The sequence below is a fragment of the Hymenobacter seoulensis genome, assembly GCF_054780535.1.
In genome coordinates, this window is record NZ_BAAGWD010000004.1 from 50,895 (window position 1) to 66,181 (window position 15,287).

Annotated in this window: 18 protein-coding genes; 7 read left to right on the plus strand and 11 right to left on the minus strand. The window is 55.5% G+C overall.

The features are described from left to right. Positions 1 to 7 precede the first annotated feature (7 nt). Positions 8 to 931, minus strand: a complete 924-nt coding sequence (locus ACYVHC_RS16185; RefSeq protein ID WP_460614827.1) for an alpha/beta fold hydrolase — start codon at positions 929 to 931, stop codon at positions 8 to 10. A gap of 369 nt (positions 932 to 1,300) precedes the next feature. Between ACYVHC_RS16185 and ACYVHC_RS16190 the strand changes: the two genes are divergently transcribed. Continuing rightward, positions 1,301 to 1,609, plus strand: coding sequence for a hypothetical protein (locus ACYVHC_RS16190; RefSeq protein ID WP_460614828.1), 309 nt, complete (start codon positions 1,301 to 1,303; stop codon positions 1,607 to 1,609). 263 nt (positions 1,610 to 1,872) lie between these two features. On the opposite strand, the gene ACYVHC_RS16195 is transcribed toward ACYVHC_RS16190, so the two are convergent. Both ACYVHC_RS16195 and ACYVHC_RS16200 read right to left on the minus strand, forming a co-directional pair. Further along, entirely contained in the window at positions 1,873 to 2,511 is a 639-nt protein-coding gene (locus ACYVHC_RS16195) for an Hsp20/alpha crystallin family protein (protein WP_460614829.1), read from the minus strand. Between the two features lie 141 nt (positions 2,512 to 2,652). Continuing rightward, complete coding sequence (locus ACYVHC_RS16200) at positions 2,653 to 3,216, minus strand: GNAT family N-acetyltransferase (RefSeq protein WP_460614830.1); 564 nt, start codon at positions 3,214 to 3,216, stop codon at positions 2,653 to 2,655. Positions 3,217 to 3,522: 306 nt separating this feature from the next. On the opposite strand from ACYVHC_RS16200, the gene ACYVHC_RS16205 reads away from it, so the two are divergent. Both ACYVHC_RS16205 and ACYVHC_RS16210 read left to right on the plus strand, forming a co-directional pair. Continuing rightward, a complete protein-coding gene (locus tag ACYVHC_RS16205; protein ID WP_460614831.1) occupies positions 3,523 to 3,846 on the plus strand; it encodes a hypothetical protein in 324 nt (107 codons plus the stop codon). A 228-nt stretch (positions 3,847 to 4,074) separates the two neighbouring features. After that, positions 4,075 to 4,476 (plus strand): nuclear transport factor 2 family protein, encoded by a 402-nt coding sequence (locus ACYVHC_RS16210; protein ID WP_460614832.1) that lies wholly within the window; start codon positions 4,075 to 4,077, stop codon positions 4,474 to 4,476. A 1-nt stretch (position 4,477) separates the two neighbouring features. On the opposite strand, the gene ACYVHC_RS16215 is transcribed toward ACYVHC_RS16210, so the two are convergent. The 3 genes from ACYVHC_RS16215 to ACYVHC_RS16225 all read right to left on the minus strand — a co-directional run bounded on the left by ACYVHC_RS16215 (position 4,478) and on the right by ACYVHC_RS16225 (position 6,436). After that, positions 4,478 to 4,750, minus strand: coding sequence for a hypothetical protein (locus ACYVHC_RS16215; protein ID WP_460614833.1), 273 nt, complete (start codon positions 4,748 to 4,750; stop codon positions 4,478 to 4,480). Positions 4,751 to 4,813: 63 nt separating this feature from the next. Continuing rightward, a complete protein-coding gene (locus tag ACYVHC_RS16220; RefSeq protein WP_460614834.1) occupies positions 4,814 to 5,704 on the minus strand; it encodes a DUF5694 domain-containing protein in 891 nt (296 codons plus the stop codon). A gap of 186 nt (positions 5,705 to 5,890) precedes the next feature. Further along, positions 5,891 to 6,436, minus strand: a complete 546-nt coding sequence (locus ACYVHC_RS16225; RefSeq protein ID WP_460614835.1) for a glycosyl-4,4'-diaponeurosporenoate acyltransferase CrtO family protein — start codon at positions 6,434 to 6,436, stop codon at positions 5,891 to 5,893. Positions 6,437 to 6,619: 183 nt separating this feature from the next. On the opposite strand from ACYVHC_RS16225, the gene ACYVHC_RS16230 reads away from it, so the two are divergent. Then, positions 6,620 to 6,877, plus strand: a complete 258-nt coding sequence (locus ACYVHC_RS16230) for a hypothetical protein (protein WP_460614836.1) — start codon at positions 6,620 to 6,622, stop codon at positions 6,875 to 6,877. A gap of 223 nt (positions 6,878 to 7,100) precedes the next feature. On the opposite strand, the gene ACYVHC_RS16235 is transcribed toward ACYVHC_RS16230, so the two are convergent. The 4 genes from ACYVHC_RS16235 to ACYVHC_RS16250 all read right to left on the minus strand — a co-directional run bounded on the left by ACYVHC_RS16235 (position 7,101) and on the right by ACYVHC_RS16250 (position 11,888). Beyond that, a complete protein-coding gene (locus tag ACYVHC_RS16235; protein ID WP_460614837.1) occupies positions 7,101 to 7,604 on the minus strand; it encodes a hypothetical protein in 504 nt (167 codons plus the stop codon). Positions 7,605 to 7,844: 240 nt separating this feature from the next. Further along, positions 7,845 to 10,226, minus strand: a complete 2,382-nt coding sequence (locus tag ACYVHC_RS16240; RefSeq protein WP_460614838.1) for a ribonucleoside-diphosphate reductase large subunit — start codon at positions 10,224 to 10,226, stop codon at positions 7,845 to 7,847. Between the two features lie 337 nt (positions 10,227 to 10,563). Continuing rightward, complete coding sequence (locus ACYVHC_RS16245; RefSeq protein WP_460614839.1) at positions 10,564 to 10,857, minus strand: hypothetical protein; 294 nt, start codon at positions 10,855 to 10,857, stop codon at positions 10,564 to 10,566. A 68-nt stretch (positions 10,858 to 10,925) separates the two neighbouring features. Next, entirely contained in the window at positions 10,926 to 11,888 is a 963-nt protein-coding gene (locus tag ACYVHC_RS16250; RefSeq protein WP_460614840.1) for a ribonucleoside-diphosphate reductase small subunit, read from the minus strand. Positions 11,889 to 12,351: 463 nt separating this feature from the next. On the opposite strand from ACYVHC_RS16250, the gene rplU reads away from it, so the two are divergent. Beyond that, positions 12,352 to 12,657 carry a 50S ribosomal protein L21 gene (rplU, locus tag ACYVHC_RS16255; RefSeq protein WP_244698385.1) on the plus strand — a complete coding sequence of 102 codons (306 nt, stop codon included), beginning with the start codon at positions 12,352 to 12,354 and terminating at the stop codon, positions 12,655 to 12,657. Positions 12,658 to 12,757: 100 nt separating this feature from the next. Further along, positions 12,758 to 13,075, plus strand: a complete 318-nt coding sequence (gene rpmA, locus ACYVHC_RS16260) for a 50S ribosomal protein L27 (RefSeq protein WP_460614841.1) — start codon at positions 12,758 to 12,760, stop codon at positions 13,073 to 13,075. 139 nt (positions 13,076 to 13,214) lie between these two features. Here rpmA and ribD read toward each other — a convergent pair whose 3' ends face one another. Next, on the minus strand, positions 13,215 to 14,258 hold the full coding sequence (gene ribD, locus ACYVHC_RS16265) for a bifunctional diaminohydroxyphosphoribosylaminopyrimidine deaminase/5-amino-6-(5-phosphoribosylamino)uracil reductase RibD (RefSeq protein ID WP_460614842.1): 1,044 nt from the start codon (positions 14,256 to 14,258) through the stop codon (positions 13,215 to 13,217). Positions 14,259 to 14,377: 119 nt separating this feature from the next. Here ribD and prmC point away from each other — a divergent pair, with 119 nt between their 5' ends. Continuing rightward, complete coding sequence (gene prmC, locus ACYVHC_RS16270) at positions 14,378 to 15,244, plus strand: N5-glutamine methyltransferase family protein (protein ID WP_460614843.1); 867 nt, start codon at positions 14,378 to 14,380, stop codon at positions 15,242 to 15,244. The last annotated feature ends 43 nt before the right edge of the window (positions 15,245 to 15,287 follow it).

The window sequence follows — 15,287 nt, forward strand, 5'->3', positions numbered from 1 at the left end:
GAAACCGTTAGCGCTCAGCGCGAAGCCTACCTATGAGAAGCCAGGCCGCACCGGCCGCCACCACCGCTACCATCCCGGCCACTGTGGCCTGCCGCAGGCTACGGGCTGGCCGTGGCAGCTCAGGAGCCGTGGCGGGCACGCCCTGCCCACTGGTAACGTGCAGAATAAGTTGCGCCGTTTCAGCGGGTTGGTCCCACTGCGGAAAGTGTCCGCAGTCGTCAAACCAATACAGATCTGCATCCGGAAAGGAACGCTGGGCCCGGTAGGCCTGCGCCGGAAAGCACACCCGGTCTTGCCGCCCCCACCCAATCACTACGGGCTGAGCTAGGCTGCCTGCCGGCGCGCCCTGCTGCCGCTCGCCAAAAGCTAAGCTGCGGAGCAGTTCATCAAAAGAAGGGCTGGCCGCGAAGGTGTGCATTTCCGGCAGCAACACATCTGAGGAGAGGCGCCACGGGTGGGCCGAAAACTGGCTGAATAGGAGCGTGCGCGACACTGGATGGCTTGTAATAGCCGGCATAACGGGGCGCAGCAACCGCACCAAGCGCACTGAAAAAGCCACTGAGTAATAGAATACCGGAATTTCCGATCCTCGCCAGAATCCGCCCGGGTCCAGCGAAACCACCGCGCCCACTACCCCGCCCCGGCGCGCCAACTCCAGCACCAGGCGAGCACCCATGGAGCTGCCTACGGCATCAATGCCCAGCAGCTGATGCTGGCGCAGGAAATCCGTTACGGCATCGGCTAACGTACGGATAGACACTTCTCCGGCTAGGGCAGGCGTAGCCCCAAACCCCGGCAAATCCACCGCTATTACGTCGCGCTCTTCGGCCAGTGTATCCAGAATAGTGGACCAGGAGCGCCAGCTGCCGCCAATACCGTGTAGCAGCAACAGGGGTTTGCCTGCGCCCCGCCGGATGTAATGCATGTCCATAGGTGCTCAAAAAAATAAATAAATGAGGAAACAGCTTCAGATTTAAGCGCCAGAAAACCAGCGATACTACAGTACGGGAAATGCCACCCAAACAGCCTAGGTGGCTCATCTGAGGAAAACCTGTGTTGAAGCCGGTTCTTGTAAAATACTAAGAATTAATTATTGAAAATTTGCAGATAGCTACATAGGTTTTATTAGAAAAGTGAAAATAATTATTGGTTATATTAGAAAGTGTATATACGATGTTACTGCCTATGTATCAGTGTCTAAAATCATTTGAGGCCTTGTGTTGGAGGTGGGTTAGAAATAAATATATTTACTTTGCAAACACACAACCAACGCCTCTTCGTACACTTTACATTCCTTCTTATGTTCAAAACGATACTCTTGTTGTTTTTGGCATTCCTCATGTTTCTGGAGCCAGAACCTGTCCGGGCAGAAGCCGTAACCGATGCCACCGTCTCGGTAGAAATGACGAGCAACGTGCCGCTATTCCGTCGTAGCTATAAGCGTGGGCGTCCCAACTACAAAGCCTACCGCGGAAACAGCCGCCATAAAATGAAAAAGCTTGGCCCATACCGCCGCTGGAAGCTGCGCCGGAAGGCCCAACACAAACGGCGTCAGGCCGGGCCAAGCGTAAAAGTTGGCTCACCCGTGCGCAGCATGCCGAAGAAATAGGCCCGTACTACAACATAAAAAAGCCGGTTCCCGCTTAAGCAGGAACCGGCTTTTTTGTGACCAATTGACTGGCTTTCCAGCATTAGCCGTCAGCAGCAGGAAAGGAAAACACGGTGTATGACGTGGCAGAAGTTAAGAGAGATAACTACTGGTTTTTTCCCTTCTATGCACCCAACCTCGAGGAGGCGGCTAAACACAACAGCCTGCCTGCACCGGGCAGACAGGCTGTTGTGGGATGTGGCAGCTTTGTGCTCTGGCGAAGGCTAGGAGCCTACCCCGGAGCTTTTAGGCCGTTTGTTCATTTCCTGCATGGGGTCAGCAGAAGTGGATTTGGCAGAATTAGCTGCTGAGGCCTTGTTTTTGCCGCTGCCGTTGCCGCCCGACGACCCCTGCACCGGAACATCTGTAGCCTGCTGGCCCGACTGGCCTGAAACTTGGCCCTGCTGCGCCTGCTGGCCCTGGCCACCCCGAATCTCAATCTGATGACGAGCGGTTTTTTGTTGGTCTTTGGGCACGCTCACGCGCAGCAGTCCATCTTCAAACGAGGCCTCAATGTGGCTGGCATCTACGGTGTCAGGTAGTTGCAAAGAGCGTTGGAAGGTGCCGTACGAGCTTTCTACCAAGTGGTAGCGCCGCCCCCGCTGCTCGTTTTGGAAGTTTCGTTCGCCGGCAATCGTGAGGCGCCCCTGGTGGAAGTCCACCTTGATGTCTTCGCGCTTCATACCGGGCAGGGAGGCCTCTATTTCGTAGCTTTTTTCGGTTTCGTAGGCATCCACGTGGGGCGAGAAGCTATTGACTTTCCCGCGCGACGCCAGCGAATCGTTGAAAAACCGGTCGAGCATGGTGCTAAAGCTCGACGAGGCCTGGTCCGAAAACGAATCCTGATATTTCTGGATAGCCATGGCTGTGAACTGTTAAAGTGAAACATACACAACAAGCAGCCTTTTTACGCCTTCCAAAACAGGAGGTTACGCCGAGCTTCCGGCCTAGTAAACTATAGGAAAGTGGTTTGTAATCTGTTGATTAGATGAGAAAACGGGAGGCTATTTCGGAACGGCTTGCGGGCTCAGGAGCGAGTAAATCAGAGTATCAATAAACTGCCCCCGGAAGTACTGGTTTTGCTGCAAATGCGCTTCCTGCGTGAAACCGTGCCGCTCCAGAAGCCGGATGGAAGGGCGGTTACTAGGGTCGAGGCAGGCTTCAATGCTGTGCAGGCCCAGCTCCTCGAAGCCAAAGCGCAGCACTTCGGCCAGCGCCTCGCTCATTAGGCCTTGGCCCCAGTAGCTGGGGTGCAGGCCGTAGCCTACCTCGGCCCGGTAGTGCGCCGGCTGCATGTTCCAGAGGCAGATGGTGCCTACTAGCTTCGTTTGGCCCGGCAAGCTGAGGCCCCAGGTAATAGCCGAGTTTTCGGCCATCAGGTTGGCCAGCATCTGCAGGTACTGGCGGGCGCCGGTGAGGGTAGCATCTTTCTCGCGCGGGATGTAGCGCAGCATGGCTGCGTTGGAGCGGAAGAAAGCAATATCGGCGGCATCGGTCGGCGCCAACTGCCGGAGCGTGAGCCGAGGGGTTTGCAGCGTTCGGAAGGGTAGTAAGCGTATATCCAACATGAAATAGAAGCAGTGGCACGGGTATAGCCAGGCCCGGTTGGGGGCTGCAGCTAGTGTTGAGATGCCAAGATATAACTCTGCGGCTTCTGCTGGTTCCTGTCCGCGCTGGCGCAGGTAGGTTGCTGGCTTGCCGGGGGCTAGTACGCCGCCTGGCCCGTGAGGCGCCCGCGCACCCAGTGAACTTGCACCACCGCCGAGCCGTACGCCTGTATAGCCAACTGTTCTGCTCCCGCTCCGGCTTCGGAAAGAGGTTGCCACGCATTGGCCCGCTAGTACTCATCCACCCTCTGCCTTATTTCCTGCCCTATGATCCGTCTTCTGTCGTGTAGCTTTCTGCTGGTTGTGCTGGCAATTGAATCAGGCCAAGCCCAGAACCGCAAGCCGGTGCGGGCCGTGCGGCGCCATCCTACGGAGCGGGTTAGCCCCGTGCCGGGGGTGGTATTACCCGCCGGCGTGGGCCAGGGAAAGGCCGAGCCCCAGCCTGCGCCCACGCAAGTAAACCCGAACGGGACGCTTCCGCTGCCCTCGGTTCCGAGCGGGCAGGTAACCGTAGGCCCGCTTGACTCAGGGCAGACCGTTCCGCCCGCCCGGCCCACTACTCCGGCGCCGGCCCGCAAGCGTCGTCCGTAGCGCGCTGCGTATCAGCTGGGTAATACCCAGGAAGGCCGCTCAAGGGCCGGGCAGGCAGGCACGTTGCGCGTTGCTGGGCGGCGCGGGAGGCACCGGACTAGGTCCCGCTTAGGCCTAAACTCTGGTGAGCCTGAGCGGGATTTCCAGGCTCGGGTCCCAAAACATCATTCTTTTGTAATATCTGCCCATCGTCTATCTTGGGCATTCATTTACATTTTCCCGCCTCGTATGAGCAAGCAACTCGACGTCATCACTACCTACTTTGATCTTGTACAGGCCTTTACCACCGACTCGGCAGCGTACGCCACCGTACTGCACCCCGACGTAGAGCAAACCGAATACCCGAACCTGCTGCAGAAAACCCTGCAAAAGCGCTCCTTCGACGAAATGGTTGATAATTTCCGGCTGGCACGCGAATTATTGCGCGACCCCCAGTTTGAGATGCAGAAAACCCAGCACAGTCACGACGGCGGCGTAATTGTGGAAGGCATCTGGCAAGCCACCGCCACCCGCGACATAGGCCCTCTGCTGCGCGGTCAGCGCATCATCGGGCAGGTGTGCCTGATATTCGAGTTCAAAGACGACAAGATCTATCGGCAGCGGCGCTACGCCTGCTACGATATGATGTAAGCTAACGAGAAGCCGTAGGCGCTACGAGCGCCTCGGCCATCGGCTTCAGATCAACATCGGCAATAAACCCGTCGCAGACGGTAAGCACCGAGAACAGGTAACGCTTCAGTTCGTCCGGATCGGGCTGTGGATTGCGTAGTGCTGCCTGCACCAGATGCAACGACAAATCAGCCAGTATAAACTGCCGGCGCTGCTGGTAATCGGTGGCTGTCAGTGCGGCTTCCTCGGTCAGGGAATGCGCCTGTCGGGCTAGTTTCAGAATTTCGTCTTGCATAAGCAGAGGGCAAGAAGGAGAGAGTAGGAGGTGGGGTTAGGCCGCTTGGGAGTAGAAACCAGCTTACTTCTGCTTTAGATACGAAGCTGCTTCTACTACCCGATACGCCGGATCAGTACCGAAAATATGCTGCAACGACGCTACATGCCGGCCCCCGATAATAGTAAGTACGCGGGTACTGCGCGTGGCCAGCTGTGTAGTCACGATGTTGGAATAAATTTTCAGGTCGCGGTTATAGATAACCGAAATAAACTCGGCCCCTACATAGTGCGGAGAAATAAAGGCGGAATCTACCATCGGGTCTGACTTCAGGGTGCCATCCGTCACGCGGGCCGGCGTCCGATACACTAGCGTATGCAGCTCTTGCAGCAAGGCCCGGCTGTTGATGAAGCCCAGTAGGCCCGCCATCGTGCGTTGCCCACCTTCCCACGCTTGCATAATGGGCGCCACGCTAGTCTTTCGGTGGTTGGCAGTTGCCTGCTCATAAAGCTCTATATTTTTGCCCTGATGCAGAATGCTTTGCGAGGTGCCTCCCTCCGAGTTTACGCAGTAGATGCGGCTTAGGCCTAGGCGCTTGCCCAGCACAAACCCCAGCTGATACGTTTCGGAGCGGCCACCAGGCATAGTATTCAGATCGAGCTTGCCCTGCTGATAGAGGGTGTACAGGCTATCAATGCGGCCCTGTTGCGTGGGCAGCTCTTCCACCATCAGTATATCAGGGCGGAACCGTGCCACCTGCTCACAGACAGTGGCCAGCTCTGCCTGCCGCCGGGGCGTGAGCACATCTGTCAATGGGGTATTCTCTTTGTACAGCTGGGTCAGATGCGGCGTGGCCAAGAGCATGATCGTGGTAGGACGCGCTGCGCTGCTTGCGGTAGTAGCAGGGGTGTGGGTAGCGGCGCAGCCTACTAGGCTAGCTAAGGCAATAAAGCCTGGGTATAATAATCGGGACATGAAGAATAGGTAGCATGGAAAAGTATCGGCACTATAAGAGCACCCCACCGACCGAACCGTTGTCAGGAGGAACGCGAATATGCAAATTCCACGCTATTTCTGTGTGCCATGCTCTTCGGCTAGCTTTGGTTGCGTTGGGCTACCCCGGCCTCGTAGCGCAGCCATAGGATACCTTCGGGGCGCTACTTACCCCCTTGAGCCCGACAAGCGCAACCGCAGGTACTGTTGCAGCCAAATCGGGTACACATTATAGCCGATATTAAGTAGCAAAAGCAGCCCCGCCCAAACCCAGCGGTTTTGGCTTACAGCATAGAGAGTAGCAAACAGAAAGAACAGCAGCGCCGCCACATGAAACCGCTCCATATGGTAGCTGTTGGCTACCAGCGCTACCACCGACCGGCGACTTTGCACGCGGCGGTACTGTGGGTAGCGGGTTCGGATAAGCAGGTGTACTAGGGTTCCATGTTGCGCCAAGTGGTTGACCAGGGGTACGCCCAGCCGCCGGTACGCCGCCACCGAAGTACTTAGCTGCCAATACCGAAACCAGGTTTGCGGCACGGCATAGGCTAGTAAACTGCCTGCCACCAGCCCAACCAGCCACGGCCGCGCCATATAGAGGTAGCAGAACACCACCAACGGCCCCATGCTCACCCCCGTCCACACAACCGATGGCACCGCATTGCAGAAGGCCAGCAGCCCCGCAGATGGATGTTGGTGTTGTGCCTGCCCCATAGTTCTAAAGTACGTACTAGGCCCCAAATGCAGTAGAAGCTGGTAACCTAACAACTCTAGTCCGCTACTATTTCCTGACTAGGATATTTCCTGTATGTTGGCCTCATATTTGCCCCAGCCATTGGACGAAAGCCGGGTTGCTGGTTTTCGGTATGTGTCTATTTCTCTCCCCACTTCTTGCGTATGCTTACATCTTTCCTCACTGCGGCTGGCCTCACGGTAGCTGCCCTGGTCCTGAGCGCCACGTCGGCGCAGGCCCAAGTCAACATCAACATCGGTACGCCGGCTCCGCGCTACGTGGTAGTTGAAAAAGCCCACCCCGTGAAAGCCCGGCACCCCAAATACAAGAAAGGCACCGTGCTGCTCGTGCCCGCTCGCCCCGTCTATTATGCCCCCAAAGGCCACGGACACGGCCACGGCCGAGGCAAAGGGCGTCACTAAGTAGCGGCAGGTTTACACAAAAAGGCTTCCACGGGTTGTGGGAGCCTTTTTTTGTCCTAGTGTATTCAGCGTGTCTGGAGATATCCACAGCAAAACCGCCCAGCAGTATTGGCGATGCTGCCAGCCATTAAATACTCTCAGTTGGTCCCGTTCAACCGGTTGGTATGTCCAAAAGGCTCAAAGTATGCGGACACCTTTCGCTTGATGCGGAAGCTAGCCCAGATTATTTGCGTTTGTATAAGCGCGCTATAAAGCCTCCAGGTGTTACGTATACCAAACTGTCTTTGGTAAGCTTTTTAAGTTGGCAACGGTAAGGTCCATCCTCCTGAAAAATGGTGAAAGTAGTTGGGGTAATGGTGTACAGCAGATGCTGATCAGGATATTCTACATAAGTGAGGTGCGAGCCTTTTACCCAAAACTCCGCATTTCCCTTGGTGTTAGCCGCCCAGATTCCCTGCAAAGAATTGATATCTTTTCTATAAATTAATCGAGTACTATCTGCTTGGCCTGTGGTTAAAGCACCCTTGTGCTTAACTAAAGCTTTTTCAATAGCATTACTTGCTTGATCAGTTCGGAGAATTGAAACCGTTTTGTGGCCACGTATGAAATAACGTGTTGTCCAGTGAGAGGAAATGGTACTCTCTACAGCAATCAGTCCCAGATGATTTTTACTGATTACCTCGTTTAAGCAAACATCGCGGCGCCGAATGTCCACTTTCCAAGGCATTCTATTTAGCTGAGAAATAAGGCGTTAAATCTGCTCATGCTCCCGGCGTGCAAAATGGAAGCTATCAGCTTCGATGCAACGCTTAGGTACTGGCAAGGATTGCAACGGAACTAGAAAGCAGCTAACACTAGCCAAGCTGCTGGCGACTGGCAGAAGAAGTAGATTCATAGATATTGCACAATAGCCTCATAAAAAAAGAGCCACTCAATGCAGAGTGGCTCTTTTGTTTAAATTAATCTCTTATGAACCGCAGGCCTCGCAGGCGTCTGGGTTATCCAGGGAGCAGGCCATGTCGGAGGCGTTCTGGGCCGATACGTTCAGCGGCTCCAGGGTCTCGGCGGCTTGCTTCTGCACCGTGAACTTGATGGCATCCACAGCGGCTTTGGTGCGCAGGTAGTACATGCCGGTTTTCAGGCCCTTCTTCCAGCTGTGGAAGTGCATGCTGGTGAGCTTGCCGAAGTTCACGTTCAGCACGTGCAGGTTCAGGCTCTGGCTCTGGCAGATGTACGCGCCGCGGTCGGCCGACATATCAATGATACGGCGCTGCGAAATCTCCCACACTGTCTTGTACAGGTCTTTGATGTTCTGCGGAATGCTGGGGATGTCCTGCACCGAGCCGTTGGCGGCAATGATGGCGTTCTTCATCTGGTCGTTCCACAGGCCTAGCTTCACCAGGTCCTTGAGCAGGTGCTTGTTCACCACCATGAACTCCCCGCTCAGCACGCGGCGCACATAAATGTTGGAGGTGTACGGCTCAAACGACTCGTTATTCCCCAGAATCTGGGCCGTAGAGGCGGTTGGCATAGGGGCTACCAGCAGGGAGTTGCGTACGCCGTGCTCCATTACCTGAGCGCGCAGCGTTTCCCAATCCCAGCGGCCCGAGTCGGGCGTTACATTCCAGAGGTCGAACTGGAATTTGCCTTCGCTCAGGGGCGAGCCGGGGAACGTCTCGTAGTGGCCGTCGCGGATGGCCAGGTCCTTCGAGGCCGTCATGGCCGCGAAGTAGATGGTCTCGAAGATGTCCTTGTTCAGGCCACTGGCCTCGTCGCTCTCAAACGGCATGCGCAGGGCAATAAACGTATCAGCGAGGCCCTGCACACCCAACCCAATGGGGCGGTGGCGGCGGTTGCTGCGTTCGGCCTCAATTACGGGGTAGTAATTCACGTCGATAACCTTGTTCAGGTTCATCGTGGCGTGGTACGTAACGTCGTAGAGCTTCTGGTGGTCGAAGATGAGCGCGCCGCTCTCATCGGGGCGTACGTAGCGGGGCAGGGCCAACGAGGCGAGGTTGCACACTGCAATTTCGTTCTCGTCGGTGTACTCCATGATCTCGGTGCAGAGGTTGGAGCTCTTGATGGTACCGAGGTTTTTCTGGTTGCTCTTGTTGTTGGCGGCGTCCTTGAACAGCATGTAAGGTGTGCCAGTCTCGGTCTGGCTTTCCAGAATGGCAAACCACAACTCCTGCGCCTTAATGGTTTTGCGGCCGCGGCCTTCACGCTCATACTTCTGGTACAGGCGCTCGAACTCCTCGCCGTAGGTAGTATCCAGGCCGGGGCACTCGTGGGGGCACATCAGCGTCCAGTCGCCATTGGCTTCCACGCGCTTCATGAACAGGTCGGGCGTCCAGAGGGCATAGAACAAGTCGCGGGCACGCATTTCCTCCTTGCCGTGGTTTTTCTTGAGGTCCAGGAAGTCGAAGATGTCGGCGTGCCAGGGCTCCAGGTAGATAGCGAAAGCACCCTTGCGCTTGCCACCGCCCTGGTCCACGTAGCGGGCCGTGTCATTGAACACCTTCAGCATGGGCGTGAGGCCGTTAGAAGTGCCGTTGGTGCCTTTAATGTAGGAGCCCGTAGCGCGCACGTTGTGCACGGCCAGGCCAATACCACCGGCGCTCTGCGAAATCAGGGCGCAGTTTTTCAGCGTGTCATAAATTCCCTCAATGGAGTCATCCTTCATCGTGAGCAGGAAGCACGAGCTGAGCTGGGGCTTGGGCGTGCCGGCGTTGAAGAGGGTAGGCGTAGCATGCGTGAACCACCGCTCGCTCATGAGGTTGTAGGTCTCAATGGCAGCGGCAATGTCGGCCTTATGAATGCCCACGGCCACGCGCATAATCATGTGCTGGGGCCGCTCTACTACCTTGCCATCGAGGCGCAACAGGTACGAGCGCTCCAGCGTCTTGAAGCCGAAGTAGTCGTAGTTGTAGTCGCGGTCATAGATAATCGCCGAGTCAAGGGTCGCGGCGTTGGCGTGCACAATTTCCCACACGTCCTGGGCAATCAGCGAGGCATTTTCGCCGGTTTTGGGGTCCTCGTAGGTGTGCAGCCGCTTCATGGTGCTGCTAAACGACTTGCTCGTCACCTTGTGCAGGTTGCTCACGGCAATGCGCGCCGCCAGAATAGCGTAGTCGGGGTGCTTGGTGGTGAGCGAGGCCGCCGTTTCCGCCGCCAGGTTATCCAGCTCTACCGTCGTTACGCCATCATAAATGCCGTCGATAACCTTCTTGGCTACCTCAATCGGCGAAATAAAGTTCTGATTTAGTCCGTAGCAGAGCTTCTCGATGCGGGCCGTTACTTTATCGAATTTTACGGATTCGCGGCGGCCGTCGCGTTTGAGTACCAACATAAGCGTAGCAGGTTGATGTGGGGAGTTGGAGTAGGGGAGCAGGCTAGGCCGGCTAATGCATTTAACTAGACTTCGGGGTCGGCCCAGCGGTGAAAAGCAGGTCAACGGTTCCGAAGATATCCGTCTTGGAATGTCAGGACAAACCTTCTTTTCAGAAGTTTTCCACATACGCCTAAAACACTAGTGCTTAGGCGGTTTTTTGTGATTAGCACTGCGCTATATAGCTGGCTAATGAAGTTAGAAATCAGGTTGCTGATTTGCCGAAGAAATGGTATTGTCGGTTGAGCACCAGTTTGAGCCGGCAGGCACCCTAGCCGGTAGCGGCTTTCACTGGAGCCTACTTCCAAGCGTACGCAAAGCAGTTGCTGAGCTGCCGAACACTGGCTTCGGTAAGGAAGGGATACTTGGCCCGTAGTTCCTGCGTCACGTGGGGTAGGGCCTCGGTCAGCGTCACCTCCGACCAGTCAATCGGGTAGTTAACGGCGAACGTATAGGCTTCCTGTACAAAACAGAAGGTAGCAAAGCCATACTCCTGCTTGAGCAACTCGCTTCTTTGTTCATCCAGGCCCAGTCCCAAACAGCGCGCAATAGCCTCGTTGGCTTTGGCCTGAACGGTAGGTAGTGGAAGCATAGTGTAGGAGCAAAAAAGCGGCCCGCTAGTGCAACGGGCCGCTTTTCGGTTATGGCTGTTTCCTAGGCTTAAAAATCCTCGTCGAGAGAGAAGGCGTTGGACGTCCGCTCGCTCATCACGCCGGCTTTCTGATACTCGCCCACGCGCTTCTCGAAGAAGTTGGTTTTGCCCTGCAGCGAAATCATTTCCATGAAGTCGAAGGGGTTGCTGGCGCCGTAAATTTTGCTGTAGCCGAGCGAATCGAGCAGGCGGTCGGCCACAAACTCAATGTACTGCGACATGAGCTGGGCGTTCATGCCAATCAGATTTACAGGCAGTGCATCAGTCACGAATTCCTGTTCAATCTGCACCGCATCTTTGATGATATCATGCACGCGGCTTTCCGGCAACTTGTTCTGCAGGTGGTCTTTGTAGAGCAGGCAGGCAAAGTCGCAGTGCAGTCCTTCGTCGCGGCTGATAAGCTCATTCGAGAACGTGAGGCCGGGCATCAGGCCGCGCTTCTTCAGCCAGAAGATGGAGCAGAAGGAGCCCGAAAAGAAGATGCCTTCTACGGCTGCAAAGGCAATCAGGCGTTCGGTGAAGTTTTCCGAGTTAATCCATTTGATGGCCCACTCGCCCTTCTTTTTCACGCACGGCACGGTTTCCAATGCGTTGAATAAGTGGTCTTTCTGCTTGGGGTCTTTGATGTAGGTGTCAATCAGCAAGGAGTAGGTTTCCGAGTGGATGTTTTCCATCATCACCTGGAAGCCGTAGAAGCAGCGGGCCTCGGCCATCTGCACTTCCTGCATAAAGTTCACGGCCAGGTTCTCGTTCACAATGCCATCGGAGGCTGCGAAGAAAGCCAGCACGTGGCTGATAAAGTGCCGCTCGCCGTCGTTCAAGTTTTCCCAGTCTTTCTGGTCCTGCGACAAGTCAATTTCCTCGGCCGTCCAGAACGAGGCCTCGGCCTTCTTGTACATCTGCCACACATCGTTGTGCTGAATCGGGAAGAGGACGAAGCGGTTGGGGTTCTCGGTGAGCAGAGGTTCCATGGCAACAAAGTAAAATGGGTAGATAACAGAAGCCGCCCCAAGGTGGGTAGCGTGGAGCTAACCCAAGGCCAGAGCGGATTGTTTCAGCAGATTCCAGCTAGGCCGGAACCCAAAGATAAACCCCTCAAACCGGAAGGCCGGCTGCCGTTAGGCATTTTTTCTCTGTTATTTTTTGCCTATGCTACCCCGGCAGTAATAGCCGGCTACGTGGTCAGAATCAGGTAGAAACAGGAGGCTAAATAATTTTTTGACCGAAGTTATCCACATTTGCACTGTGGACAATTGTAGTTATCCACAAAAAATCTATTCGCGTACCCGCTGGCGCGTTCCTGCATAACAAGGGCAATAGTGCTATTCCAGCCTGCTAGGGGCAGGACCAATGAGGTTTAGTGAGTTAGGTTTGGATTTGTAAAATGATCCTTCTACTTTTGCCTTCCATTTTTCAGAAACCGCGAAGACGCCGATGTACGCAATTGTCAACATAGCCGGGAAGCAGACCAAGGTCGAAGCCAATAAATTTGTATACGCCCACCGTTTGGCTGGCAACGTCGGCGACACCGTGGAGCTGGGCAAGGCCCTGCTGACCGATGATAACGGAACCCTCACCATTGGCGCCCCTGAGTTGGACGTGACCGTAAGCGGCACTATCCTGGCTCACGTAAAGGGCGACAAGGTATTGGTGTTCAAGAAGAAGCGCCGTAAGGGCTACAAGAAGCTGAACGGCCACCGTCAGCAATTCACCAAAGTAATGATCAACAGCATCGGGTAATTGAGCGGCCTGTCTTGTGTTTCCAGTTGCCAGTCGGTGTACGATTCGGCTTCAATCAACTGGCAACCGGCAACTCAAAAACTCTTAACTCAACAATACCATGGCACACAAGAAAGGCGTAGGTAGCTCCAACAACGGTCGTGAATCGCATTCCAAGCGTCTCGGCGTGAAAATATTCGGTGGTCAAGACATCATCGCCGGCAACATTATCGTGCGTCAGCGTGGTACCAAGCACCACCCCGGTCAGAACGTGGGTATCGGCAAAGACCACACCCTGTTCGCTATGATCGACGGCACTGTGCAGTTCCGCAAGGGCCGCAAAGACCGTTCGTTTGTATCGGTACTGCCCGGTGTTGTTGAAGCTGCTGAGGTTCACACCTCCGCCACAGCTTCGGCTGAAGCACACGGCAACGCCTAAGTTTCGGATTTAACCGAAATTGTAAGCAAAAGGGACAGTCCGCAAGGGCCGTCCCTTTTTGCGTTTCTACTAGGTGGTAACTTTAGGCAAACCCCTGAGGCCAACTCACTCCTATGCTGCGTATGTGTTAGCAGGTAGCTTATTGCCGATGATACACAAATACTTCATCGTCGCCGAGTAGGAAGTGCTCATGCAGCCCGGTAAGTGTCATGTGGGGTGAGGCTACGCCACCGCCTAGCAGCTTGGGACTGCGGATAATACGTGCTTCATCCCATAAGCCATCTTTAAGCAAGGAGTTCAGGACCGTAGGCCCGCCTTCCACGAGCACCGACTGCACATTGCGCTGGTAAAGGCTGGCTAGAATTTGGGGGAACAGGTCTTCTGCTTCGGAGAGGGGCACGAAGTCTAGGTGGTCTTTCGCTTGCCGCTCCCGATACGTGTACACCATAGTGGGCTGGGAGCCATCGAGCAAGTGGTGTGTGGGCGGCAAGCACAGGTTCTTGTCAATCACCAGCCTAATGGGGTCTTGGCCGGGCCAAGCGCGCACGTTGAGGCGGGGGTTGTCGTGGAGGGCGGTGCGAGTGCCTACTAAAATAGCGTGCTCCTCAGCCCGCCACTGGTGCACGGCCACCCGTGCCAGCTCGCCGCTGATGGCAACTGGCTGGAAATACGGCCCGGCCAAATAGCCATCTGATGTCTCGGCCCACTTAAGCACCACGTACGGGCGCTGCCGCTCTTGAAATGTGAAAAAGCGCCGATTTAGCCAGCGGCCTTCCGCTTCCAGTACGCCTGTCTCTACCCGGATGTCTGCGTCGCGAAGCTTCTGCATACCGCGCCCCGCTACCAAGGGGTTCGGGTCAAGATTACAAATCACTACTTCTGCTACCCCCTTCTCGATAAGCAAGTCGGCGCAGGGCGGCGTTTTGCCGAAATGCGAGCAGGGCTCCAGCGTGACGTACACCCGGCTTTGGGGTAGCAAGTGGGTCTCGGTTACGGCGGCTATGGCGTTTACTTCAGCATGCGGCCCTCCATACTGCTGATGCCAGCCTTCCCCAATAATGCGGCCTTCGTGCGTGATTACGCAGCCTACCAAGGGGTTAGGTCGGACGTAGCCAGTGCCCAAACGGGCTAGGTCAAGCGCCCGGCGCATCATCAGTTGATCAAAATCGGAGAAGCCTGACATGGGTGGGTGGGGTAGGAGGCAAAGAAGGGTGAATATACAGCCTCGACAATAACTACAAAGTTTGGTAGCGCCCAAGTTGCTAGGCCCCGGTAGCGGCCAAACCCAAGTACCTTTGTGCCATGCTTACGCTTCGCCTCCTGACCCAGCACCTGGTTTCCGCCCTTACCGCCATCTACCCAGCTTCAGAGGCAGAGGCGATGGCGGGCCAGGTTGTGGAGCATGTACTAGGTCTTTCTTCGTTACAAAGGCGGATGCAGGCGGCGGAAGAAGTGCCAGAAGCCACAGTACAGCAACTTGCTGCCATCCAGGCGAGGCTGCTCCGCCATGAGCCGTTGCAGTATGTACTGGGGGTAGCACACTTTGCCGGCCTGGAGTTGGCCGTAACGCCTGCTACCTTGATTCCTCGCCCCGAAACCGAAGAACTAGTATCACTGATTGCACGTGAGCAGCGTGGGCGCACCAGCCTCCGGGTGCTTGATGTCGGGACCGGGTCGGGGTGCATACCGCTGGCCCTAGCGCAACTGTTACCCGCGGCAAGCTTTACTGCCCTGGATATATCCGCCGAAGCATTGCAAGTAGCCCGCCAGAATGCCGCTACATATAAAGTGGCTATTGATTTCCAGCAGGTTGATATTTTGAACCAAGTACCGGAGCTAGCCGAGCTTCAGGATGTGGTCGTGAGCAACCCGCCGTATGTACTGGAAAACGAGCGCCCTTTGATGCGCCCTAACGTGCTGGAATATGAGCCGGCCACGGCGCTGTTCGTACCTGACCACGACCCATTGCTCTTTTATAGGCGCATTGCTGAGTTAGGCCGCAAGTGGCTGGTAGCGGGAGGACATCTTTACTTTGAAATCAATGAGCAGTTTGCTGAAGAAACTGTGCAGATGCTCAGCGGGCTAGGATATTCTGCGGTCGAAACCTGCCGAGATATATTCGATAAAGAACGTATGGTGCGCGCCATCTGGCCCGGGTTGCAGCTTTAAGTAGCACAACCGTAGCGCAGTTAAGTGCCCGATATTCAGACCT